Source organism: Caulobacter sp. LjRoot300 (assembly GCF_964253875.1).
Lineage (GTDB): Bacteria > Pseudomonadota > Alphaproteobacteria > Caulobacterales > Caulobacteraceae > Caulobacter.
In genome coordinates, this window is the sequence record NZ_CAXUSA020000002.1 from 159,086 (window position 1) to 181,216 (window position 22,131).

Consider the following 22,131-nt stretch of genomic DNA (forward strand, 5'->3'; position numbering starts at 1 on the left):
GCGTGGAAGGTTGGATGTCGGGGATGTCGAAACACCAGCCAGTCGCGGTGCAATCTCTCGACGACCCAAACCCGCGGCCACGCTTGACCGTAAGCATCCTTACGCGGAATTCGGCGGATCGTCTCGAGAGACTGCTAGCCGAGGCGTCCTGGTTCGCCGACCAGATCGTCGTCGGCGTTGACGCGGCCTCAACCGACGATACGCTAGAGATCGCCAAACGCATGGCCGACGTAGTGTTTACCTTCCGGCACGCTGGCGCCATGTCGGCGGCCCGGATGATGATCTTTGACTACGCCGTGGGCGACTGGATCCTAGTGATCGACGACGACGAAAGCCTGGAGGCTGGCTTCGCGGCGCTGCTACCGGAACTGATGTCGCGCACCGAGGTCACGCACTACTGGTTTCCGCGCAAGTGGATCGTCGGCGACGCTCCCTACGAATTCGCCGACGTGCCGCCTTGGTATCCGGACTGGCAGATGCGGTTGTTTCGCAACGACGCCACCCTGGTCTGGAAGCCAGCCAAGCCGCACAGCGGCTACCACGTCCTGGGCGCGAGCTATTTCGACTCCAGGGCCGCCATCCTACACTTCGAGCCCGTGTGGTGCGCGCCTGCCGAGCGCCAGGCCAAGCTGGAACGCTATCGCAAGGCGGGTGCAGACCCGATCACCGCCCTGCAGTATCCGCCCGAGATCCTGGCGCCGCGACGCCCGGCGAGCGGCCCGACCGTCGTCGAGCCTTGCCTCCGACCGGGCGGCGGCGCGGTCGTCCACGCCGAGGCCCGTGACGCCACCCTGCCGTGCCGCGCGGCCTGGGGTTGCGAGATCGTCCGCGTCGACCTGCCCGTCACGGTTCAGGCTGGCAAGACGATGGTGGCGGCGATCACGGTGCGCAATACTGGCGGCTTGGCCTGGGCGCCCAACGTCTCGGCCCGGGGCGCGATCCTGGGCCTGGGGGTCCACCTGGTCGACGCCCATGGCAGGGAGACTTGGGACTTTGGCGGCCGCTGTCCGGTCACCGACCGGACGCCGCCGGGCGGCCAGACCACCTTCCTGCACGTCTTCACCGCGCCTGTCACCGCGGGCGACTATGAGCTGGTGTGGGACATGGTCGATGATCTGGAGGCCTGGTTTCAGGACGCCCAGCCGCGCGAAAGAACCACCAAGCCCCTCAAGGTGTCGGCGCCGAGCACGCCGGAGGCCGACCAGGCCTTCCTGGATGAGATCGCCAAGCGCGTTCCGGGCTGGCTGCAAGATTACGCCGCCCTGCGGACGATGGATCTTCTGCGCTGGCAGACTGTCCGCGGCGCGACCGGACCGCTGCTGGAGATTGGCGTCTATGCCGGCCGATATTTCTCGGTCCTGCTGCGCGAGGCGGTGGTGACGGGCGAACTGGTCGTAGGGTTGGACCCTTACGAGCGGGTCGACGAGGCGACTGTCCTGGCCAACCTGGCGGCCGCCGGCCTGCGAGGCGGTGTAGTTCGGCTGGTGCGGGCGCACTCGGCCCAGCATGGCGCCGAAAGCCTGCTGGACCTGCTTGGCGGTCGACCCCGATTCGTCAGTATCGACGGCTCGCACCTGTATGACGACGTGCGGCACGACCTGGCGATCTGCGACGCGATCTTGGCGCCCGAAGGGATCATCGCTTGCGACGACTTTCTCAACCCCGTCCGCCTGGATGTGGGCCAAGCCATACACGAGCACCTTGCCCGGGCTTCGGACCTAGTCCCGTTCGCCTATGTGCAAAACAAGCTGTTCCTCTGCCGCAAGGCCATGCATCCCGCCCTCCTGGACGCCGCCCTGCGGTTCTGCGAGGCGGATGTACGGACGCCGGTTGGCGAGGCCTTCGCCCGCAACGCCGGCCAGGATCTCGACCGCAACCGGAGCCAGCTGTACGGCTGGGGCATGGTGACGGCGCCCTGACGCAACCTCGGTTAGGCCGGAATGGCCATCGAGCATCCCTCAGAGGAGGGGCGCGACGACGACACCCTGCCGCCGAAAAGGAAAGGGCGTCAGCGCCCCATCTCGTCCGCCGCCGTCCGCGCCAGGGCGTCGTCGAAGTCCGTCACCTCGGCATAGCCCAGTCGGCGGCGGATCTTGGCGTTGTCGATGAACAGCGGGTAGCCGAGGTCCAGGCCCGACACCGCCTTGGCCAGGGCGCCGCGGGCCACGTTCGGATGGGCCAGCTGGACCTCGCCGGGCCAGTTCAGGTGCTCGGCGAAGGTCGCCGCCCAGGCGAGGCTGGTCGGGGTGTTGGCGCGGCCCAGGTTGAAGGTCTCCCCGCTGGCCCGGGGATGGACGGCCGCCAGGGCGATCCCCGCCGCCACGTCGTCGACATAGCCGAAGGTCGCTCGCCAACTGGCCCACGGATGGGGAATCACGAACCGGGGTCGGCCCTGGACCATCGGCCGGATCGCCCAGGAGAACCGCCGCTGCCGGTCGCCGGGCCCGAACACCATCGGCAGGCGCAGGATGGTGGTTTCCAGCCCCGCGGCCGCGCGGGCCGCCTCTTCCAGCGGGATCTTGTCGTAGCCGTCCATCCAGGCCTGGGGGTCGCCGACCGGACGGGGCCTGGCCAGGCGGTAGGGAAAGCGGCTGGCGCGCAGCGGCGCGTCCTCGGTCAGCCGGTCCCAGATCGGCGTCGGCCGGCCCTTGCGGTGCAGGCCCTCGTAGTTGCGGTAGACGTCCACCGAGCTGACCACCGCGTAGCGGGCGATGCGGCCGGACAAGGCCTGGATCAGCGGCAGGGTGTCGGCTTGCGTGTAGGCGATCAGGTCGACCACCGTATCCGCGCCCAGGTCGCGCACGGCGGCCAGCACCGCCGCCGGGTCGCGGCGGTCCAGCACCACTGACGCCGCCCCGGCCGCGACCGGCCGCGCGCCATGATGGGCGACCGCCGTCTCGACGCCCTGGGCGAGCAGCCGCGCCGCCACCGGCCCGCCGATGAAACCCGTCCCTCCAAGGACCAGGACGCCCATGCTGCTTCCCGCAACGTCTTCGCCAGGCGCCAGCGTATGCGCGAGCCGCCGCTTCGACGCAAACGCGCGATGCCGGGGCTGTCCTTCCTCCTCGCTCGTCATCCCGGGCCTCGTGCCCGGGACCCCTCCGCCCGCCGCAAGTGCAGCAGGGGCGGTTCGCCAGCGAACCGCTTGCGCCTCACAGTTAAGCTGAACCAGAGGTCCGGGGCACAAGGCCCGGGATGACGGCTGAAAGGGGATCGACAAAGCTCCTACCCATCACGCGCCAAACTTTGCTGGTTGGCATGTCCCGCGACCCGTCGCACAGTCGGCGCAAACAAGTGTTCGGCTGAAATTGGGGGGAGTGGGACCATGGGCTGGAAGAGCAAGGCGGCGCTGACGGCCGTGGGACTGGTGGTGGCGGCCTCGGCCGTGGTCGCGGTGCGCACGGCGACGTTCAAGGCGCCGGCGGCGGTCGACACCGCCAGCATCCACCTCGCCTCGGCCCGTCCGTTCGACGTCGACCTGGCGGCTCGGCATCTGGGCGAGGCCGTGCGCTTCCGGACCGTCAGCCACCAGGATCCCGCCGAGGACCAGCCGGGCGAGTGGGACAGGCTGCACGCCTGGCTGCAGGCGACCTATCCCGACGCCCACCGGGTGATGGGCCGCGAGGTCGTGGCCGGCCACGCCCTGGTCTACACCTGGCAGGGGACCGACCGGAGCCTGGCCCCGATCGTGCTGATGGCCCACCAGGACGTGGTGCCGGTCACCCCCGGCAGCGAGGGGGCCTGGACCCACCCGCCGTTCGACGGGGTGGTCGCCGACGGCGCCGTCTGGGGCCGGGGTTCGATCGACGACAAGGGCAGCCTGGTCACGCTATTCGAGGCGCTGGACGGCCTGGCCAAGGCGGGTTTCGCCCCCAAGCGTACGGTGATCCTGGTCAGCGGCCACGACGAGGAGGTGCGCGGCGGCGGCGCGCGGGCCGCGGCGGCCCTGCTGAAGGCGCGCGGGGTCAAGGCCCAGTTCGTGCTCGACGAGGGCATGGTGGTGGTCGAGGACCATCCGGTGACCAACAAGCCGGTGGCCCTGATCGCCACGGCCGAGAAGGGCTACGCCACCCTGACCGTGACGGCCCCCGCCGTCGGCGGCCACTCCTCGGCCCCGCCGGCTCAGACCGGCGTGACCACCCTGGCCAAGGCCGTGCTGGCGATCGCCGACCATCCGTTCCCGATGAGGTTCAGCGGTCCCGGCGCTGATATGCTCAAGAGCCTGGCCCCGCACAGCTCGACCACGATCAGGATGGCGGCGGCCAACACCTGGCTGTTCTCGCCGCTGCTGGTCAGCCAGACCGCCAAGACCCCGGCCGGGGCGGCCATGCTGCACACCACCATCGCCCCGACCATGCTGAAGGGCTCGCCCAAGGAGAATGTGCTGCCGCAGGACGCCACGGCCTGGATCAACTACCGCATCGCGCCCGGCGACAGCTCGGCCAAGGTGATGGCCAAGGCCAAGGACGCGGTCGGCGACCTGCCGGTCAAGCTGGCCTGGGTGAAGACGCCGGACGAGCCCAGCAAGGTCTCGTCGACCACGTCGGAGGGCTGGAAGACCCTGGCCGCCCTGGCCGGCGACGAAAGCAAGGCGCCGGTCGCCCCGGCCCTGATGACCGCCGCCAGCGACAGCCGCTACATGGGCCCGATCGCCGACGACATCTACCGCTTCCAGCCCCTGGTCTTGTCGGTGAAGGACACCGAGATGATCCACGGCACCAACGAGCACATGACCCTCGCCAATGTCGAACGCATGGTGCGGTTCTACCAGCGGCTGGTGGAGACCGCGGCGCGGTAGGGGTTCGAGCGAAAGCCGGGGACAGGCGCATGCGCCTGTCCCCGACCCTGCACCGCCACAAACTGTTCACGGGACCCCGCCGGCGCGATCGGGCCCAAATTCGTTGTCATCCTGGAAGCCTCGCCGAGGCTGTCCGGGATCCAGGAGACCGAGTCGATGCGGTGCGGCCGTCCTGGATCCCGGACAAGCGCTGCGCGCTTTCGGGGATGACACCGTTTGGATGGATTTCGATGGAAGCGGCTCAGGGCCCGCCTTCAGCCGACCACCTCGTCCGGGATCACGACCGTCTCCATTCGCCCCTCGAAGCGCCAGCCCAGCACTTCGTACAGCGCCCGCCCCTCCGGCGTGGCGACCAGGACGCCCCGAGCCGCGCCCAGCGCCCGGGCCCGTTCGCCCAGGACGCCCATCACGAACCGCCCCAGGCCGCGCCGCTGATGCGCCGGGTCGGTGACGATCTTGTCGAAAACCGCGAAGCCGCCGGTCAGGGCGGCGCGGCCCGAAGCCGCCAAGACCCCGCCCGCGTCGTGGATCTCGACGACCAGCACCGCCCCCTCGGCGCGGAGCGCGTGAACGTAGCCCGCGGCCAGGGGTGGGGGCGGCGGAACGGCGACCAGATCGATGGCCATCAGGTCGCCCGGCGCCTGCGGGCTCCAGCGCGCGTCGATGGCGGCCAGCAGCGCTTCGGGCGTACAGAAGGCCTTCAGGAAAATCCCGGGCGCGGAGATGCTGGCCGCCAGGCCCGACAGAGCGGCCGCGTCGAGCATCGGGAAGATATAACGCTCGGCATGTCCGGGCTCTCCCACCACGATCCGATGGCCGCCCGCCGCCCGGATCGGCGCGCCGACGCCTCGCGACAGCGCCCAGCCTGTCGCCCACGCCTCGACCAGCGCCGCATCGGCGGATCCGTTCATGCGCGTCCTACTCCTTGGGCACGCACCGCAGGATCACCTTGTCGATCCGCGACCCGTCCATGTCGACGACCTCCGCGTCGAACCCGCCCAACTCGACGATCTCGCCCTCCCGGGGGATCCTCCCCAGCCGATCCAGCAACAGCCCCGCCACCGTGTGATAGCCGCCTTCGGCCTCGAAGCTTTCGCCCAGGGCGTCGTTCAGCTCCTGGATGTCCACCCGCGCGTCGACCAGCCAGGTCCCATCCTCGCGGCGCAGGATGCGGGTCTCGGTCTCGTCGTGGTCCTCGGGGAAGTCGCCGGCGATCATTTCCAGCAGGTCCAGCGGCGTGATCGCGCCTTGGATCGAGCCGAACTCGTCGACCACCAGGGCCATGTGCAGCGGCGTCTGCTTGAACACCGCCATGGCCCGCAGCAGAGACATGGTCTCGGGGATGGCGATCGGCTGCTGGACGTGGCTCTTGATGTCGATGGCCTCGCCGCCCAGGCAGGCGTCCAGCAGGTCCTTCTTGAGGATCACCCCGATGTCGCCGTCCAGGTCGCCCTCGCTGGCCACCACGATGCGCGAATAGGGACAGTCGCGGATCTCGCGTAGGATCTCGTCCTGGCTGTCGGTCAGCGAGATCCAGAACAGGTCGCGGCGCGGAGTCATGGCCACGCGGACCGGGCGGTCGCCCAGGCGCAGCACCTCCTGGATCATCGAGCGCTCCTCGGGCTCGATCAGCCCGGCGTCGGCCCCCTCGGCCAGGACGGTCTCGACCTCCTCGGCGGTGATGTCGTTGGTCCGCTCGTCGCGCACGCCCAGCAGCTTGAGGATGCCGGCGGTCGAGGCGGTCAGCAGGGTGACGAACGGGCGCAGCACCGTGGCCACCACCGCCAGGAACGGCGACATGCGGCGGGCGATCACGTCGGGAAACAGCAGGGCCAGGCGCTTGGGCACCAGCTCGCCGAGGATCACCGAGACATAGGTCAGGCCGATGACCACGATGGTGGTGGCGATCGCCTCGGAGTGGGCGCCGATCACCGGGAAGGGCTTGAGATAGAGGTCCAGGGCCCCGGCGATCGTTGCCTGGCCGTAGGCGCCCGCCAAGATGCCGATCAGGGTGATGCCGACTTGCACGGCCGACAGGAACCGCGTCGGGTGCTCGGCCATGGCCAGGGCCAGCTTGGCCCCCTTGTCGCCCCGGTCGGCGAAGGTCTGCAGCCGGGCGCGGCGGGCCGAGACCACCGCCAGTTCGGACATGGAGAACACCCCGTTCAGCAGAACGAGGAGCAGGACGACGGCGAGCGCGAGGAGGATCATGGCCCTTCAGGGTTGGCGCGACCCAGGCGGGCGCGGGGGCCCACTATACAAAAGAAAACGCCGCGGCCCACTGGGGACCGCGGCGTCGCCTTGTTCGAGGTCGAGTCGCCTATTGGGCCGGACGCGCCATCGCCGTCTTGTTGGCGGCGACTTGCTTCTGGGCGTCGTGCTGGCCGGGGGGCAGCGGGATCAGGCCGCGGCCTTGCAGATAGCCGCCCCGACCCGTGGCCGCGTCCGAGGTGAACTCGGTGACGAATTCGGCCAGGCCCGGCGTCACGCCGATATTGGCCTTCTTGACGTAGATGAACAGCGAGCGCGACAGCGGGTACGAGCCGTCGGCGATCGTCTGGGCCGAGGGACGCACGCCGTTGACCGAGGCGCCCTTGATCTTGTCCATGTTCTCTTCGAGGTAGGACCAGCCGAAGACGCCCAGCGAGCCGGGGGTCTTGGTCAGGGTGCCGACGATGGCGTTGTCGTTCTCACCGGCGTCGATCCAGCCGTCGTTGCGCAGCGGGTCGACCAGGGCCTTGAACTTCTTCTCGTTGTCGCCGCGGATGGCGTCGGCGGTCGGGAACTTGCGGGCCCCGGCCTCGATGGCCAGCTCGACGAAGGCGTCGCGGGTGCCCGAGGTGGGCGGCGGGCCATAGACCTGGATGCGGTTGCCCGGCAGGCCCGAGCCGATCTCGTCCCAGGTCTTGTACGGGTTGGCGACGAATTGGCCGCCCTTCAGCACTTGCTTGGCCAGGCCCAGATACAGGTGCTCGGTCTTGAAGTTGTAGTCGGCGCCGTCCTTGTCGGTGGCTACGACGATGCCGTCGAAGCCGATCTTGATCTGGACGATGTCCTTGACGCCCTTGGCGGCGCAGGCGTCGAATTCCGACTTCTTCATCGGCCGCGAGGCGTTGGCGATGTCGGGGAAGCCTTCGCCGGCGCCCGAGCAGAACAGCTTGATGCCGCCGCCGGTGCCCAGGCTTTCGACCTTGGGGGCCTTCTTGCCGGTCTTCTTGGCGAAGTTTTCGGCGGTGCGGGTGGCGAACGGGAACACGGTCGAGGAACCGGCGGCCCAGACATAGTCGCGGGCGGCGTGGGCGGGGGCGGCGGCGAGGCCCGAAAGGGCCACGGCGGCGGCCGCGCAGGAAAGCAGCTTCTTCATGGAGGACTCCTGGAGTCTCTGGAGCGTTGCGAGAAAGGGTCCAGGCCGGCGTTCGCGCCGGCCTGGAGGAAGGGTCTTAGAAGTCCAGCTGGGCGCGCAGCTGGAATTGCTTGATGTCCGTGCCGCGGCCGACGACGACCGGATCGACCGAGCCGTCGGTGTAGTTGGCCTGGAAGCGGACATAGGCGGTCGGGTAGTAGTTCACGCCCAGGGTCCAGGCCGTGTACTTGCCGGCGTCCTGCGACAGGGTCTTGCTGGCCGCGGTCGAGGCCGACTTGTAGGCGTCGGTCAGGTCGGCGTAGTCGTAGCGCAGAGCCAGTTCGACGCCGCCGAAGCCGCCGGCGGTGATCGGGTTCAGGATCTTCGGACGCTTGATCTCGCCGGCGACCGGATCGTAGTTGCGGGTCTCGCCCGTCGGCCAGAAGCTGACGAAGGCGTAGCCGACCTTGATGTCCGGGTTCGACCCCGGGGCCGTGGTGGCCAGGCGCTCGACCGAGATGTTCGAATATTCGCCCTGGACCGAGAACGGCCCGTGGATCCAGGCGCCTTCCGCGGCCATGGTGGTGTCGCGGTCGGCGATGGCGCCGGTCTTGTAGTACAGGCCGCTGGTGCCGTAATTGGTGTCCGGGCGGCCCTGGTAGTTGAAGGCGCCTTCGTTGCCGTGGTTGCGGTAGCGGGCCGACACGGCCAGGTGGACCTTGTCGGTGTCGGTCACCAGCGGCGCGTAGTGGAAGCGGCCGGTGAAGCCCAGGCGCTCCTGCGAGTTCTGGTTGGTGTTGGCGGCCGACGAGGTGTTGTTGATGTCGTTGCTGTTGATGCTGTCGCCCTGGACGGCGCCGGTGACGCTCCAGTTGGGACCCTGCACCTTGCCCACGACGCTCAGCAGATAGCTGTCGACGCCGAAGTCACCGTACGGACCGCGGTCCATGAAGGTGGTGAAGCGGGTCGAGGTCAGGTTTTCCAGGCCGGTGGCCTTGACGTTGCCGATCAGGATCGAGGTCATTTCGGTCGGCTTGACCTCGATGACCACGTCGTCCCACGACGGGTTGCCGCCGTTCACCCAGCCGCCTTCGGCCTTGTAGGCGATGTAGTTGTTCAGCTTGCCTTCGATGCCGATGAACACCTGGCGGCCGCGGATGTTGCTGGTCTTGTAGTCGGTCGCCGCGCCTTCGCGGTCGACGTCCTGGAACACGCCGTCCACCAGGATCCGGCCGCGGACCTTGAAATAGACGTCGTCGTTCGTCCACTGCGGAGCGCCCTTCCAGGCGATCGTGTTGTCTTGCGCGTGAGCCGCGACGCCGAGGCCGCAGGCCAGCATGGCGCCCAGCGCCGCGCCGCAGACCAGCGAGGTCTTGTTCCGCATGTGAGAATTCCCCTTAAGGCTTTGCCCCCTGCCCGTTGGTCCGGATCAGGTAGGAGCGCTTTACGGGGGTCCCGTGACGGTTCCGCCACCCTTTGATGACAGACCGATGACAAGCCTTTTCAAGGCGTTAATTGTGGCCCCAGGGCCACATAAACAGTCCTTAAAGCAGACGTGTGCGGATGATCTGCGACAGCAGGTCGATCAGCGAGACGGCCACCACGATGACCAGGACGATGCAGCCGGTCTGGTCGTACTGGAAGCCGTTGATCGAATCGAGCAGCACCTGGCCCACCCCGCCGGCCCCGATCAGACCCAGGACGGTCGCCGATCGGCTGGAGCTTTCGAAACGGTACAGCGCATAGCTGGTCCACAGCGGCGCCACCTGCGGGATCACCCCCCAGACCACCTCGGCCAGCTTGACCGCGCCGGTCGCCCGCACGCCCTCGACCGGGCCCTTGTCGATTGACTCGACGGCTTCGGCGAACAGCTTGGCCAGCACCCCGCCGGTGTTGAACATCAGGGCCATCACCCCGGCGAACGGGCCCAGGCCCACGGCGGTGATGAAGATCAGCGCCACCACCAGGTCGGGGATCGAGCGGATCAGGTCCAGCAGGCGGCGGACCGGCTGCTGGATCCACCACGGGCTGATGTTGCGCGCGCCCAGCAGGCCCAGCGGAATGGCCACGACGATGGCCAGGGCCGTGCCCCACAGGGCCATCTGGATCGTCTGCCACATCTTGCCGATGTACAGCTCCCAGTCGGCGGCCATGAACGCCTTGGGATCGATGAACGGCGAGAAGAAGCCGCTGGCGAAGCCCTGCATCTTGCTGGCGTCGGTGAACAGCTGCGGGAACTTGTCGATCTCGGCCGGCTTGAAGCTGACCACCAACAGGGCGATCACCCCGCCCCACAGCAGCAGATCGAAGGCGCGGGCCGAGATCGGCTTGCTGGGCGGAGGCGGGACGGCGTCGCTAGCTGGGGCGCTCATGACGGGCTCTGAAGATCTGATCCAAGGTCGCCCAGGCGGCCGGTAAATTCCAAACCGTTGTCATCCCGGAAGCCTCGCAGAGGCTGTCCGGGACCCAGGGGACTGGGCGAAGGCGGTGCGGTTGCCCCTGGGTCCCGGACAAGCGCTCCGCGCTTTCCGGGATGACAACGGTGATTGGACTTCACGGGGTCCGCCCCCTAGTTGGCCGGCGCGGCGAGGCCGGCCTTGCCCTCGGCGGCCAGGCGCTCGGCCTTGATGCCGGCCAGGTTTGTCTCGGCCGCGGCCAGCTTGGCCTTGTCGCCGGCTTCGCGGGCCAGGCCGACCTGCTCCAGGGCCTCCATCTCGCGCACCACCAGCAGGTGGGTGTCGTCGGCGGGCTTGAAGCCGCCCATCGACAGCCGCGCCAGGTTCTTGCGCTGCTGGGCCGCCACAGGCGTGTCGCCCTGGCCGTAGGTCAGGAAGAACTGGCGCAGTTTTTCCTTCACGACCGGGTCGAGGTCCTTGCGCCAGACGATCGGGTCCTCCGGCAGGGTCGGCGATTCCCAGATCACCTTGACCTTGCTGGACTGCGCGCCGCCCTTGGCCTGGGCGTTGAGCTTCAGGGCCGTGGTGTTGTTGGTGGCCGCGTCCAGCTTGTGGTTGGCCACCGCGAACAGGTTGGCGTCATGGCTGGCGCTGAGCACGGTCTTGAAGCAGGTCTCGGGCTTCTTGTCGGCCGGGATGAACAGGTAGGTCATCGGGGCCAGCGTGCCCGAAGTCGACTTCTTGTCGCCGATCCCGAAGTTCAGGGTCTTGTCGCACTTGAGCAGACCCTCGACCGTCAGCTTGCTGTCGATCGGGACGATGATCACCGACTTGTAGCCGTCGGTCCCCGACGGGTCGAAGGTGCGGGCGAAGACCTCGCCGCCCGAGCGGCGCACGGCTTCCAGGCCCGACTGGTTGGAGAACCAGCCGACGTCGGTCTGCTTGGCGCCCATGGCCACGATCAGCGACGAATAGTTGGACGAGAAGAACGGCTTCACCTTCATTCCGGTCGACTTTTCCATGTCGACCAGGATCGGCTTCCAGTAGCTCTCCATGTTCTGGGCCGACTCGGTCGACAGGATCGAGAACACGATCGTGTCCTTGGGCGCGGCGGGTCCGGCGGCCTTCCGCTCCCCGCACGCGGCGAGCGTCAGGGCCGCGACGACCCCAAGGCCGGCGGCGACAAGGCGCGAGATCGGGGTGCGGCGGATCATTGCGGAGCTCCTTCCCAGAATACGTCCTCGAATTCCGGGCCGTAGATGTCGATGAGTTTGTCGCGGCCGAGACCGCTGGTCGGGCCGTCATAGACCTTTCGGCCAGCCTTCAGCGCCACCACCCGGTCGCAATAGCGCAGGGCGTAGTCGACCTGATGCAGGGTGACGACCACGGTCAGGCCGTCGGTCTTGTTCAGATCACGGAGAATCTCCATGACCTTGCGCGCCGAGACCGGGTCGAGCGAGGCGACAGGTTCGTCGGCGAGGATGATCTTGGCCTTCTGCACCAGGGCCCGGGCGATGGCCCCGCGCTGCTGCTGGCCGCCCGACAGGGTGTTGGCGCGCTGGGCGGCGTAGTCGGCCACCCCCACCCGGTGCAGGGCGGCCATGGCCGCCGTTCGGGTCTCGTCCGGCCAGGCCCCGAACAAGCCGCGCAGCGTGCCGATCCGCCCCAGCGAGCCGAGGGCGACGTTGGTGAACAGGCTCAGCCGGCCGACCAGGTTGAACTGCTGGGCGATGAAGCCGATGCGGATGCGCGCCTTGCGCACATGGTCGCTGACCCGCCCCTTGGCCTGGACCGGACCGGCGAAGGCGGTGATCACGCCTTCGCCCTCATCTATCGTCTGCAGGCCGTCGATCGAGCGCAGCAGGGTCGATTTGCCCGAGCCCGACGGACCGATGAGCGCGATCATCTCGCCGCGCCCCACGTCGAGCGAGACGGCGTCCAGCGCCCGCCGCGACCCGAAGGTCTTGGAGGCGGCGCGGATCGAGAGAACAGGGTCCGACGTCATGGTCGGGACGAATCCTTAACGTGGTTTTGGGCGCTGGGAAGTGCGTTCGTCGGTTTGGGGCACGGACGCAATGGATTTGTGACGGTCCGTGGATCAATTCACCGCAAGGGCGAGCGGAAGCCCGCGTCCAAAAGACTCTTTACATCGTGCGGCGATGACCCTATTTCGCTCGCTCCGGCGGACCCGAAGTCCTCATAAGCGCTGCTAACGCCGGCCTGGGTTTCACTTCTGCAGGGGTCTACGTGAATTGCACACGTACCATAATCCCCTGGACCTGGTCCGTGAGCGGTCACCGGAACGTCCCGTCGCACTCGTGCGGCCCGACGCGGTTTCCGTAGCGGCGCGCTGGTTCCAGGCTGAATTCAAGGGCGATGTCTTTTACGCGGTGAAGGCCAATCCTTCGCCGTGGGTGATCCGTGAGCTGGCGGACGCCGGCGTCCGGTCGTTCGACGTGGCCTCGCTCAACGAGATCGAGCTGGTCGGCGACCACGCCCCCGGCTCGCGCATGGCCTTCATGCACCCGGTGAAGAGCCGGGTGGCGATCTCGGCCGCCTATTTCGATCACGGCGTGCGGACCTTCTCGTTCGACACCCACGAGGAACTGGCCAAGATCCTGGACGCCACCGGCCAGGCCAAGGACCTGAACCTGATCGTCCGCATGGGCGTGCAGGCCGAGGGCGCGGCCTACAGCCTGTCGGGCAAGTTCGGCGTCGAGCCGCACAACGCCCCGGCCCTGCTGCTGGCGGCCCGCCGCTCGACCCAGGACCTGATGGGCGTGTCGTTCCACGTCGGCAGCCAGTGCATGCGCCCCACCGCCTACCAGGCGGCGATGGCCCAGGCCTCCCGCGCCCTGGTGCGGGCCGGCGTGCTGGCCGACGTCGTCGACGTGGGCGGCGGCTTCCCGTCGATCTATCCCGGCATGGTTCCGCCCGACATGTCCGAATACCTGGCCGCCATCGACCGGGGCTTCTCGGACATGATGGTCCACGAGACCACCGAGCTGTGGTGCGAACCTGGCCGGGCCCTGGTGGCCGAGGCCTCGTCCCTGCTGGTCAAGGTCGAGCTGAAGAAGGGCGACGCGCTCTATCTGAACGACGGCTCGTACGGCTCGCTGTTCGACGCGGCCCACATGAAGTGGCCGTTCCCGGTCAAGCTGTTCCGCAAGAACGGCGAAGTCGTGGAAGAGGGCCTCAAGCCCTTCCGCTTCTACGGCCCCACCTGCGACAGCGTCGACCACATGCCCGGCCCGTTCTACCTGCCGGAAAGCGTCGATGAGGGCGACTACATCGAGATCGGTATGCTGGGCGCCTACGGCGTGGCCATGTCGACCCGCTTCAACGGCTTTGGCGAGACCGACATCGCCCAGGTGCGGGACGCGCCGATGGCCTCGATGTACGGCCTGGCCAAGCGCTCGATCCCGACCCCGCGGCCCGAGGCCGAGGAACGCAAGATCGTGCGGTTCTCGCGGCCGAAAGGCGCGGCCGGCAAGAAGCGCCGTCGTCGCTAGTTGAAATCCAGAGCGTGACCGCCGTGCGTCCTTCGAGGCTTCGCCTACGGCTCGCACCTCAGGATGAGGACCTCCTTGCGCTGAATTCCTCATCCTGAGGCGCCCGCGATAGCGGGCCTCGAAGGACGCACGGCGCGCGACGCGAAATCGTCACTAAGCGTCGCGACAAATGTGCGTTAAACCCGCGCCGCATCGACCGCTCGCGCGTTTGGATGCGAACCCATCGCCCCCACCGGTCGCTCCGTCCCGGTGGACGGCCAGTTTCAACGACGGGCGTCCAAAGTCAGGGAAACCGAAGCGATGAACGCTCCCGTTCCGAACAACCAGAAGGCCGAGCTGCTGCAGAACGTCGTCGAGCATATCGACATCACGTCGTTCGATGCCCGCCCGATCATCGACTCCATGCGCAAGATGTCGTTCAGCTCGCGCGACACCGCCCGCGCCGCCGACATCTTCAACATGGCGCTGGAGGACAAGTCCTGCTCGCCGTGGCTGATCCTGGCCGGCTCGACCTCGGCCGGCGGCTGCATGCACGTCTACCGCGACATGGTGAAGAACGGCATGATCGACGCCGTGGTCGCCACCGGCGCCTCGATCGTCGACATGGACTTCTTCGAGGCCCTGGGCTTCAAGCACTACCAGGCCGCCGGCCCGGTCGACGACAACGTGCTGCGCGACAACTATATCGACCGCATCTACGACACCTATATCGACGAGGAAGAGCTCCAGAACTGCGACCACACGATCCTGGAGATCTGCAATCGCCTGGAGCCGCGCGCCTATTCCTCGCGCGAGTTCATCTGGGAAATGGGCAAGTGGCTGTCGGAAGGCAACGCCAAGAAGCAAGGCTCGCTGATCCAGACGGCGTATGAAGAGGGCGTGCCGATCTTCTGCCCGGCCTTCGTCGACAGCTCGGCGGGCTTTGGCCTGGTCAAGCACCAGAAGGAGCGCATCGCCGCCAAGCAGCCCTATCTGATGATCGACGCGGTGGCGGACTTCCGTGAACTGACCGACATCAAGATCGCGGCCGGCACCACCGGCCTGTTCATGGTCGGCGGCGGCGTGCCCAAGAACTTCGCCCAAGACACCGTGGTCTGCGCCGAGATCCTCGGCGTCGAGGCCGACATGCACAAGTACGCGGTGCAGATCACCGTCGCCGACGTCCGCGACGGCGCCTGCAGCAGCTCGACGCTGAAGGAAGCCGCCAGCTGGGGCAAGGTCAACACCACCTACGAGCAGATGGTGTTCGCCGAAGCCACCACCGTGGTGCCGCTGATCGCCTCGGACGCCTATCACCGCGAACACTGGAAGGGCCGCGAGAAGCCGCGCTGGCAGAAGCTGTTCGGCAAGTAGGCTTGATACGGACGACTTGAGACTGCAGGGTCCCCGAAATTGCTTCGGGGACCCTTTTTCATGCGCGCCTGGCTGATGATCGGGATGACGGGCCTGGCCCTGGCCGGTTGCGCCAGCCTGACGGGATCGCAGGCGATCCCCTATCTCGCCGAGGGAGCCTATGACGCGCGCCAGGCCGTGCCGCCCCCGCCGGCGGCCGGGTCCGCCATCGACCAGCGCGACCGCCGCACCTTCCTGGCCACCCGCCGCCTCGAGGACACCCCGCGCTGGTCGCTGGCCAGGCAGGACGCGCGCAAGGCCAAGATCCTGGACGCCTACAGCTGCGCCCTGGGCGTGACGCCCAGCCGCCAGGCCACGCCGCGGCTGGCGGCGATGCTGCGCCGGATCCGCCAAGACGTGCGGCCGGCCGTCTTGAGCCCCAAGCGGCTCTACGACCGCAAGCGCCCCTACCAGGTCGATCACGGCGCGATCTGCGTGCGCAGCGGCCTGATCACCGCCCTGAGCCCCGACTATCCGTCCGGCCACGCCACCTGGGGCTGGACCGTCGGCCTGGCCCTGGCCAAGGCCCAGCCGCAAAGGGCCGACGCCATCCTGGCCCGGGCCAGGGCCTATGGCGAAAGCCGGGTCGTCTGCGGCGTGCACAACGCTTCCTCGGTCGAGGCGGGCCGGCTGAACGCCGCCGCCCTGGTCAAGACCCTGGAGACCTCGCCGGCCTTCGCGGCCGACCTGGCGGCCGTCGGGCGCGAGCTGGACGCCGCGCGGGCGGAGGGCCCGGCGCCGGATCCCGCCCGATGCGCGGCCGAGGCCGCCGTGCTGGCCCAGACGCCCTACTGAGCCCGCAAGCTTGCGCGGGACGGTCGCGCCCTCTACCTCTTGGTCATGGCCCATCATGCCGCGTGCGATCACGACCATCACAACCACGGCGTCGCCGGTTCGGCCCTCGCGGCCGAGCTGAACGCCGCCGAGGCGCGTTGCGGCGCCGCCGACCAGCGCCTGACCGCCCCGCGCCGCCGGGTGCTGGAGCTGCTGCTGCAGGCCGGCCAGCCGGTGAAGGCCTATGACCTGATCGCCAGCTTCGCCATCGACGGTCCACCCGCGAAGCCGCCGACCGTCTACCGGGCGCTGGACTTCCTCGAGAAGCAGGGCTTCGCCCACCGCATCGAGAGCCTCAACGCCTATGTCGCCTGCCGCAAGGAGGCCGACGGTCATGCCGCCGCCTTCCTGATCTGCGACTGCTGCGGCGCCACCCGCGAGATCGAGCCCAAGGCCAGCGCCGAGATCATCGCCGCCGGCGCCGCCGCCGGCTACGCCCTGACCGCCGTGACCATCGAGGCGCACGGGCTATGCGCGGATTGCCGGGGGTAATCCAGTCGGGGACATGCCCTCGCGGCGTGTCCCCATCACGGGCAAGGCGCCGGAGATGTATCTGGGGACACGCCGCAAGGGCATGTCCCCGGCGGAGATTGCGAAGATTGCGCAAACGCCGTTAGGCTCCAAACAGCCGTCCAACCTTCCCGGATCTTTCCCATGACGCCCACCGAGACCTTCCCCGGCGTCGAGATATGGCGCGCCACTCTTGTTTGGGAAAGAGCCGCGCCATGACGGGTGTTGTGGAATTCCCCGGCGTCGAGATCTGGCGCGCCACTCTTGTTTGGGAAAGAGCCGCGCCATGATGGGCGTTGTGGGATTCCCTGGCGTCGAGATCTGGCGCGGCGGCGTCAACACCTGGGACTGCGACGAGATGGGGCACATGAACGTGCGCTTCTACGTCACCCGGGCCATGGAGGGGCTGGCCGGGCTCGCGGCCGAACTCGGCCTGCCGCACGCCTTCTCGCCCTACGCCAACGCCACCCTGGTGGTCCGCGAGCAGCACATCCGTTTCCTGCGCGAGGCCCAGGCCGGGGCGACGCTGCACATGCTGGGCGGCGTGATCGCCATCTGCGAAACCGAGGCGCGGGTCCTGCAGCTGCTGGTCCACACGGCCACCGGCCAACTGGCGGCGACCTTCCAGACCACCCTCGCCCACGTCACCCCGCGCGAAGGCGAGGCGTTCCCATGGCCGCGCGTCGTCCATGACCGCGCGGCGGCCCTGAAGGTCGAGGTTCCGGAACAGGCGCGGGCGCGCAGCCTGGACCTGTCGCCGTTCGCGCCGACCGCCAGCCTCGAGCGCGCCGATGCCTTGGGCCTGAAGCGGATCGGCCTGGGCGCCCTGTCGCCGACCGATTGCGACGTGTTCGGACGGATGCGGGCCGAGCAGTTCATCGGCCGGGTCTCGGACGGCATCAGCGCCTTCATCGGCGCATTCCGCGACATCGTCGTCGCCCATGCCGAGCCCAAGCCCGCCCGGGTCGGCGGCGCGGTCCTGGAATACCGCCTGGCCCAGCTGGCCTGGCCGCGGGCCGGCGACCGGGTCGAGCTGCGGTCGGGCCTGGTCGGAACCGAGGGCCAGGCGATGCGCGTGGTCCACTGGATGCTCGATCCCACCACCGGACAGCCCTGGGGCACGTCGGAGGCCGTGGCCGTCACCTTCGACCTCGACGCGCGGAAGGTGGTGCCGATCAGCGAAGCGGCGCGGGCGGAACTGGCGACGGCGGCGGTGGAGGGGCTGGCGCTGTAGGCCGATCACGAGCGCGGCGCCCCTACCCCGCCGCCATCTCGAAGATCGCCTCGCGCGCCAGGTCCGGGCGTTCCATCGGCAGGAAGTGACTGGCGCCGACCACCGTCTCGACGCGGATCGCCGGGTGGCGGCGCATCAGGGCCACCTCGTCGCCGACATGGGCGGTCGAGCCCTTCTCCGCTCTGAGCAGCCGGGCCGGGCAGCGGATGCGGCTCATGGCCCGCCAGGGGTCGTGGGCTTGGGCGCTGTAGTTGGAAGCTTCCCAGGCCGGGGCGCAGGCCAGCTCGACCTTGCCGTCCTCGCGATCCTTGAAGCCGCCGCCGACATAGTCGGCCAGCATGGTCTCGGGCCAGGTCCTGAACGCCCCGCGCCCGCGATAGGCGGTGAAGGCGGCCTCGCGGGTGTCGAACACGGCCCGGCGGCGCAGCGCCCCCTGGACCAGCGGCAGGTGTTTCCACAGCGCCCCGGAGGTCCACGGCATGTGGGCGTAGAAGGCCATGATCCGGGGCATGATCACCGGGTCCAGCAGCACCAGGCCGCGCACGGCGTCCGGCGCCGCCTCGGCGGCCAGCAGGCTGACGGTGGCGCCCATCGAATGGCCGGCCAGCACCACCGGCGCCTGGTCCAGGGCGGTCAGCAGGGCCAGCAGGTCGTCGCGCAGGTCCAGCCAGCTTCGCCGGCGCTCCGGATTGGCGGCCAGGCGGCTGGAGCCGTGGCCGCGCTGGTCCACCGCCAACACCCGCAACCCAGCCGACAGGGGGGCCAGCAGGGCGCGGTAGGTCTGGCCGTTGAAGCCGTTGGCGTGGACGAAGACCACGTCCACCGGGCGGTCGGCGGGTCCGAACTCCAGCACCGCCATCTCGCCCGCCCCGGCGCGGCTGGCGATCGGGATGAAGCGTCGGCGAGGTTCCCGGAAGACGGCCGCGTCCATGGCGGAAGAGCTCCTGTTGCGGCGGCTGGTTCCTAAGTTAGGCCCATGGCCGCGACATTGGGAGTCCGCACTTGCCCCCTACGGGCCTTCGGCCGTCTTCCCCCAAAGGGGGGAAGAGCGCTCCGGAGCCGCCAGGTGGGGGCAAGTGCGAGGTCGCCCCTACGCCGCCGTCAGCTGCCACTCGCCGCGATCGTCCTTGCAGGCGCTGTAGCGCTCGGTCGTGGGGCGGTCGTTGCGGGTGCTGATCGAGGCGTTGATGATCCGGCAGCTGGCTTCCGGGCCATAGCCGCTCTGGTCCAGCAGCGGGGCCGAGACATAGCCGACGCCGTAGCCGTCGCGGCCCACCAGCAGCCAGTTGCTGTTGGGCGCGCCGCCCAGCACCTCGACCCGCTGGCCGGCCGACAGCTTGCCCACCACCTTGCCGGTGGTCGACGGGCCGGACCGCAGGTTGGCGCTCCCCCGGGCGGTGTAATCGCCGCCGACGGCGTCATAGCTGCGCAGCGCCTGGACGCCGCGTTCGAAGCGCAGGGTCTCGCCGGCGATCGGCGGGCCGTAGGACGAGGAGACCACGTCGATGCGGCCCGAGGCGCCGGTGCGCGAATTGCTCCAGCTTTCCGAGCGGCCGCTGTCCAGGGCGCGCTTGGTGGCCTGCTGGGCCATGGCCTGGTCGGTCGACTGCATGCGGCAGCCGATATAGGCGCCCGCCGCCGCGCCGGCCGCCGCGCCCAGCACCGTGCCCAGGGTCTTCTCGTTCTTGCTGACCGCGCGGCCGACCAGGGCCCCGGCCGCGGCCCCGATCAAGGCGCCGCCCTCCTGCTTCTTGCCCGAGCCTTCGCAGCCGAACAGGCCGCTGATGCCCTTGGACTGGGCCGCCGCCGGCAGCGGCGCGACGACCAGCGAGGCGAGGACGGCGCCGACCGACAGGGTGGCGGCGATGGAATGTCTGACCATGGGGGAAGGTCTCCTGAACAAGTCTTTCGGCCCCCGGATGAAGGCCGGTTGGCGTCCGGCGCCCGCGTGATACAAACTGATCAACGATAAGGGAGAGATGAGCGTGCCGGACAAGCCAGACTATAGCTGTTTCGATGTCGAGATCGAGACAGGCGTGGCGCATCTGCGCCTGAAACGTCCCGAGGCCCTCAACACCATGACCCGGGCGTTCTGGAACGAGCTGCCGGCGATCATCCGCGACATCGACGACAACGCCCGCGCCCGCTGCATCGTCATCTCTTCGACCGGCAAGCATTTCTGCGCCGGCATGGACCTGTCGGTGTTCACCGACGGCGAGGGCGTGACCGGGGGCGAGCCCGCCGACCGCTTCGTGGCCGCCGAGAGCTTCCGCCGCCACGTCCATCACCTGCAGGACACCTTTTCCTGCCTGGACGAGGCGCGCATGCCGGTGATCGCCGCCATCCAGGGCGGCTGCATCGGCGGGGCGGTCGACTTCACCAGCGCCTGCGACATCCGCTACGCCAGCGCCGACGCCTTCTTCACGATCCACGAGATCAACATCGGCATGACCGCCGACGTCGGGACGTTCCCGCGGCTGTGCAAGCTGATCCCCGAGGGCTGGGTGCGCGAGCTGGCCTACACCGGCCGGCGGCTGCCCGCCGCCCGGGCCCGCGAGATCGGCCTGGTCAACGAGGTATTCGCCACCCACGAGGAGGTCGTCGCCCACGCCCTGGCGACGGCTCGCGAGATCGCCTCCAAGTCGCCCCTGGCCGTGGCCGGCAGCAAGGTGATGATCAACTACGCCCGCGACCACTCGATCAAGGACGGGCTGGACTACATCGCCACCTGGCAGACCGGCATGTTCTCGCCGCCGCACATGATGGAGGCCTTCCAGGCCAAGGCCCAGGGCCGCGAGCCGGTCTATCCCGACCTCGTGCCGCTCAGGAAGCGGATGTAGGCCTCCTACCCCTCGACCGCTTCCGGCAGCTCCGCGCTGGTCAGGTCGCAGCCGTCCAGCCGGCATCGGGTCAGGTCGGCGTCGATCAGGCGCACGCGGCGGGCGTCGGCGCCGGTCAGGTCGGCGCCTTGCAGCGCGGCGCGGCTGAGGTCGGTGCGCAGGACGCGGCCCTGGGCGATGGTCAGCGGCCCCAGCCGGGCGCCGGACAGGTCGGCCCGCGACAGCTGGGCGCCGACCAGCCGGGCGCCCCGCAGGTCGGCCCCACGCAGATTGGCGCCGCGCAGGTCGGCTTCAGCGAGGTTGGCGCCCTGCAGCTGGACCTTCTCCAGGTCCATGCCGAAGAAGATCGCGCCCGGCGCCGACAGGCCCGCCAGCCGGCGGCCGCGCAGCCGCCGCAACGGCCGGAAGTCGACCGCCGCCACTCGGGCCGCCGCGCCGTCCCGCCCGTCGCTGGTCACATAGAGTTCGTGCGCCTCGAGGATCTCGTGCAGGGGCGCGTCGTCGACATAGACGATCGGCGGCGGGGCGCGCAGCACCTGGGTCAGGTCCGCGCCGTCGAAGGAGGCTCCCGCCAGGTCCGCGCCGGTCAGCACCGCGCGGCGCAGGGAGGCGCCGGCGAGGTCGGCGTTGTGCAGATTGGCCTGGGACAGGTTGGCGCCGTCCAGGGTGGCGCGGTTCAGCCGGGCGCCCTTCAGACTGGCCCCGGCCAGGTCGGCGTCGGTCAGGTCGGCGACCCGGGCGAAGGCGTGGCCCACCTGGGCGCCGTCCAGTCGCGCGCCTCGCGTTACGGCGTGCTCCAGCTCGCCGGGCTGGGCGCGGTGCTTGAGGATCTTGAAGCCGTCGACGCTGTCCTGGGTGGCGATGACGCCTTCGCGCAGGTCGCAGGCGGTCAGGTCGGCGCGGCTAAGATTGGCTCCGCGCAGGCAGGCGCCGCGCAGGTCGCAGCGCGAGAGATTGGCCTCGCGCAGGTCGGCGTCGCGCAGGTCGGCCCCGTACAGGTTGGCCCGGCTCAGCACGGCGCGCGACAGCAGCGCGCCGGCCAGGCGCACGCCCGTCAGGTCGGCCTCCGAAAGGTCGACGCCCTCCAGGTCGACGTGGTCGAGATCGACATAGGACAGGTTGGCGCGGACGCCGGCCGGCAGCCCCTTCAGATAGCGCAGATGCGCCTCGACGGCCGCCTTCAGCGCGGCGGGCGCGAGGGTGCGGAACAGCGAAGGCTGGACGGGTCGATCGGAGAAGGCGGGGGCGGACATGGACGGCGCTCTTTTTCGG

The 22,131-nt window shown here is 69.2% G+C and carries 19 protein-coding genes; 8 read left to right on the forward strand and 11 right to left on the reverse strand.

The annotated features are described in order from the left end of the window. Positions 1 to 23: 23 nt before the first annotated feature. On the forward strand, positions 24 to 1,919 hold the full coding sequence (locus tag ACSQ2G_RS06175) for a class I SAM-dependent methyltransferase (protein WP_436029201.1): 1,896 nt from the start codon (positions 24 to 26) through the stop codon (positions 1,917 to 1,919). Between the two features lie 89 nt (positions 1,920 to 2,008). Here ACSQ2G_RS06175 and ACSQ2G_RS06180 read toward each other — a convergent pair whose 3' ends face one another. Then, positions 2,009 to 2,974, reverse strand: coding sequence for an NAD-dependent epimerase/dehydratase family protein (locus ACSQ2G_RS06180; protein WP_436029203.1), 966 nt, complete (start codon positions 2,972 to 2,974; stop codon positions 2,009 to 2,011). Positions 2,975 to 3,325: 351 nt separating this feature from the next. On the opposite strand from ACSQ2G_RS06180, the gene ACSQ2G_RS06185 reads away from it, so the two are divergent. After that, positions 3,326 to 4,798 carry a M20 family peptidase gene (locus ACSQ2G_RS06185; protein ID WP_436029205.1) on the forward strand — a complete coding sequence of 491 codons (1,473 nt, stop codon included), beginning with the start codon at positions 3,326 to 3,328 and terminating at the stop codon, positions 4,796 to 4,798. Positions 4,799 to 5,052: 254 nt separating this feature from the next. Here the strand turns inward: ACSQ2G_RS06185 and ACSQ2G_RS06190 are convergent, their stop codons facing one another. The 7 genes from ACSQ2G_RS06190 to phnC form a co-directional block, all read right to left on the reverse strand. Continuing rightward, positions 5,053 to 5,709: a GNAT family N-acetyltransferase gene (locus tag ACSQ2G_RS06190; protein ID WP_436029206.1), complete on the reverse strand. Its 657-nt coding sequence runs from the start codon at positions 5,707 to 5,709 to the stop codon at positions 5,053 to 5,055. A 7-nt stretch (positions 5,710 to 5,716) separates the two neighbouring features. Beyond that, the gene (locus tag ACSQ2G_RS06195; RefSeq protein ID WP_436029208.1) at positions 5,717 to 7,009 is read right to left on the reverse strand and encodes a hemolysin family protein; all 1,293 of its coding nucleotides are present in this window, start codon (positions 7,007 to 7,009) and stop codon (positions 5,717 to 5,719) included. Positions 7,010 to 7,118: 109 nt separating this feature from the next. Then, positions 7,119 to 8,162, reverse strand: coding sequence for a substrate-binding domain-containing protein (locus tag ACSQ2G_RS06200; RefSeq protein WP_436029210.1), 1,044 nt, complete (start codon positions 8,160 to 8,162; stop codon positions 7,119 to 7,121). Between the two features lie 76 nt (positions 8,163 to 8,238). Further along, a complete protein-coding gene (locus ACSQ2G_RS06205; protein ID WP_436029212.1) occupies positions 8,239 to 9,525 on the reverse strand; it encodes an OprO/OprP family phosphate-selective porin in 1,287 nt (428 codons plus the stop codon). Positions 9,526 to 9,685: 160 nt separating this feature from the next. Beyond that, positions 9,686 to 10,513 carry a phosphonate ABC transporter, permease protein PhnE gene (gene phnE / locus ACSQ2G_RS06210; protein WP_436029214.1) on the reverse strand — a complete coding sequence of 276 codons (828 nt, stop codon included), beginning with the start codon at positions 10,511 to 10,513 and terminating at the stop codon, positions 9,686 to 9,688. A gap of 197 nt (positions 10,514 to 10,710) precedes the next feature. Beyond that, positions 10,711 to 11,772: a phosphate/phosphite/phosphonate ABC transporter substrate-binding protein gene (gene phnD, locus ACSQ2G_RS06215; protein ID WP_436030528.1), complete on the reverse strand. Its 1,062-nt coding sequence runs from the start codon at positions 11,770 to 11,772 to the stop codon at positions 10,711 to 10,713. Further along, positions 11,748 to 12,542 (reverse strand): phosphonate ABC transporter ATP-binding protein, encoded by a 795-nt coding sequence (gene phnC, locus ACSQ2G_RS06220; RefSeq protein ID WP_436029216.1) that lies wholly within the window; start codon positions 12,540 to 12,542, stop codon positions 11,748 to 11,750. Before phnC ends, phnD begins: the two co-directional genes overlap by 25 nt. A gap of 247 nt (positions 12,543 to 12,789) precedes the next feature. Between phnC and ACSQ2G_RS06225 the strand changes: the two genes are divergently transcribed. The 5 genes from ACSQ2G_RS06225 (at position 12,790) to ACSQ2G_RS06245 (ending at position 18,019) form a co-directional block, all read left to right on the forward strand. After that, a complete protein-coding gene (locus ACSQ2G_RS06225; protein WP_436029218.1) occupies positions 12,790 to 14,049 on the forward strand; it encodes a type III PLP-dependent enzyme in 1,260 nt (419 codons plus the stop codon). Between the two features lie 300 nt (positions 14,050 to 14,349). After that, entirely contained in the window at positions 14,350 to 15,402 is a 1,053-nt protein-coding gene (locus ACSQ2G_RS06230) for a 1,9-bis(guanidino)-5-aza-nonane synthase (protein WP_056754391.1), read from the forward strand. A 60-nt stretch (positions 15,403 to 15,462) separates the two neighbouring features. Then, positions 15,463 to 16,236, forward strand: coding sequence for an acid phosphatase (locus ACSQ2G_RS06235; RefSeq protein WP_436029219.1), 774 nt, complete (start codon positions 15,463 to 15,465; stop codon positions 16,234 to 16,236). 45 nt (positions 16,237 to 16,281) lie between these two features. After that, the gene (locus tag ACSQ2G_RS06240) at positions 16,282 to 16,767 is read left to right on the forward strand and encodes a transcriptional repressor (protein WP_436029220.1); all 486 of its coding nucleotides are present in this window, start codon (positions 16,282 to 16,284) and stop codon (positions 16,765 to 16,767) included. A gap of 304 nt (positions 16,768 to 17,071) precedes the next feature. Next, the gene (locus tag ACSQ2G_RS06245) at positions 17,072 to 18,019 is read left to right on the forward strand and encodes a thioesterase family protein (RefSeq protein ID WP_436029222.1); all 948 of its coding nucleotides are present in this window, start codon (positions 17,072 to 17,074) and stop codon (positions 18,017 to 18,019) included. Between the two features lie 22 nt (positions 18,020 to 18,041). On the opposite strand, the gene ACSQ2G_RS06250 is transcribed toward ACSQ2G_RS06245, so the two are convergent. Beyond that, a complete protein-coding gene (locus tag ACSQ2G_RS06250; RefSeq protein WP_436029224.1) occupies positions 18,042 to 18,950 on the reverse strand; it encodes an alpha/beta fold hydrolase in 909 nt (302 codons plus the stop codon). A gap of 159 nt (positions 18,951 to 19,109) precedes the next feature. After that, the gene (locus ACSQ2G_RS06255; protein WP_436029225.1) at positions 19,110 to 19,901 is read right to left on the reverse strand and encodes an SH3 domain-containing protein; all 792 of its coding nucleotides are present in this window, start codon (positions 19,899 to 19,901) and stop codon (positions 19,110 to 19,112) included. A gap of 97 nt (positions 19,902 to 19,998) precedes the next feature. Between ACSQ2G_RS06255 and ACSQ2G_RS06260 the strand changes: the two genes are divergently transcribed. Then, entirely contained in the window at positions 19,999 to 20,859 is an 861-nt protein-coding gene (locus tag ACSQ2G_RS06260) for a crotonase/enoyl-CoA hydratase family protein (RefSeq protein ID WP_436029227.1), read from the forward strand. A 5-nt stretch (positions 20,860 to 20,864) separates the two neighbouring features. Here ACSQ2G_RS06260 and ACSQ2G_RS06265 read toward each other — a convergent pair whose 3' ends face one another. Beyond that, positions 20,865 to 22,112 (reverse strand): pentapeptide repeat-containing protein, encoded by a 1,248-nt coding sequence (locus ACSQ2G_RS06265; protein WP_436029229.1) that lies wholly within the window; start codon positions 22,110 to 22,112, stop codon positions 20,865 to 20,867. Positions 22,113 to 22,131: the final 19 nt, after the last annotated feature.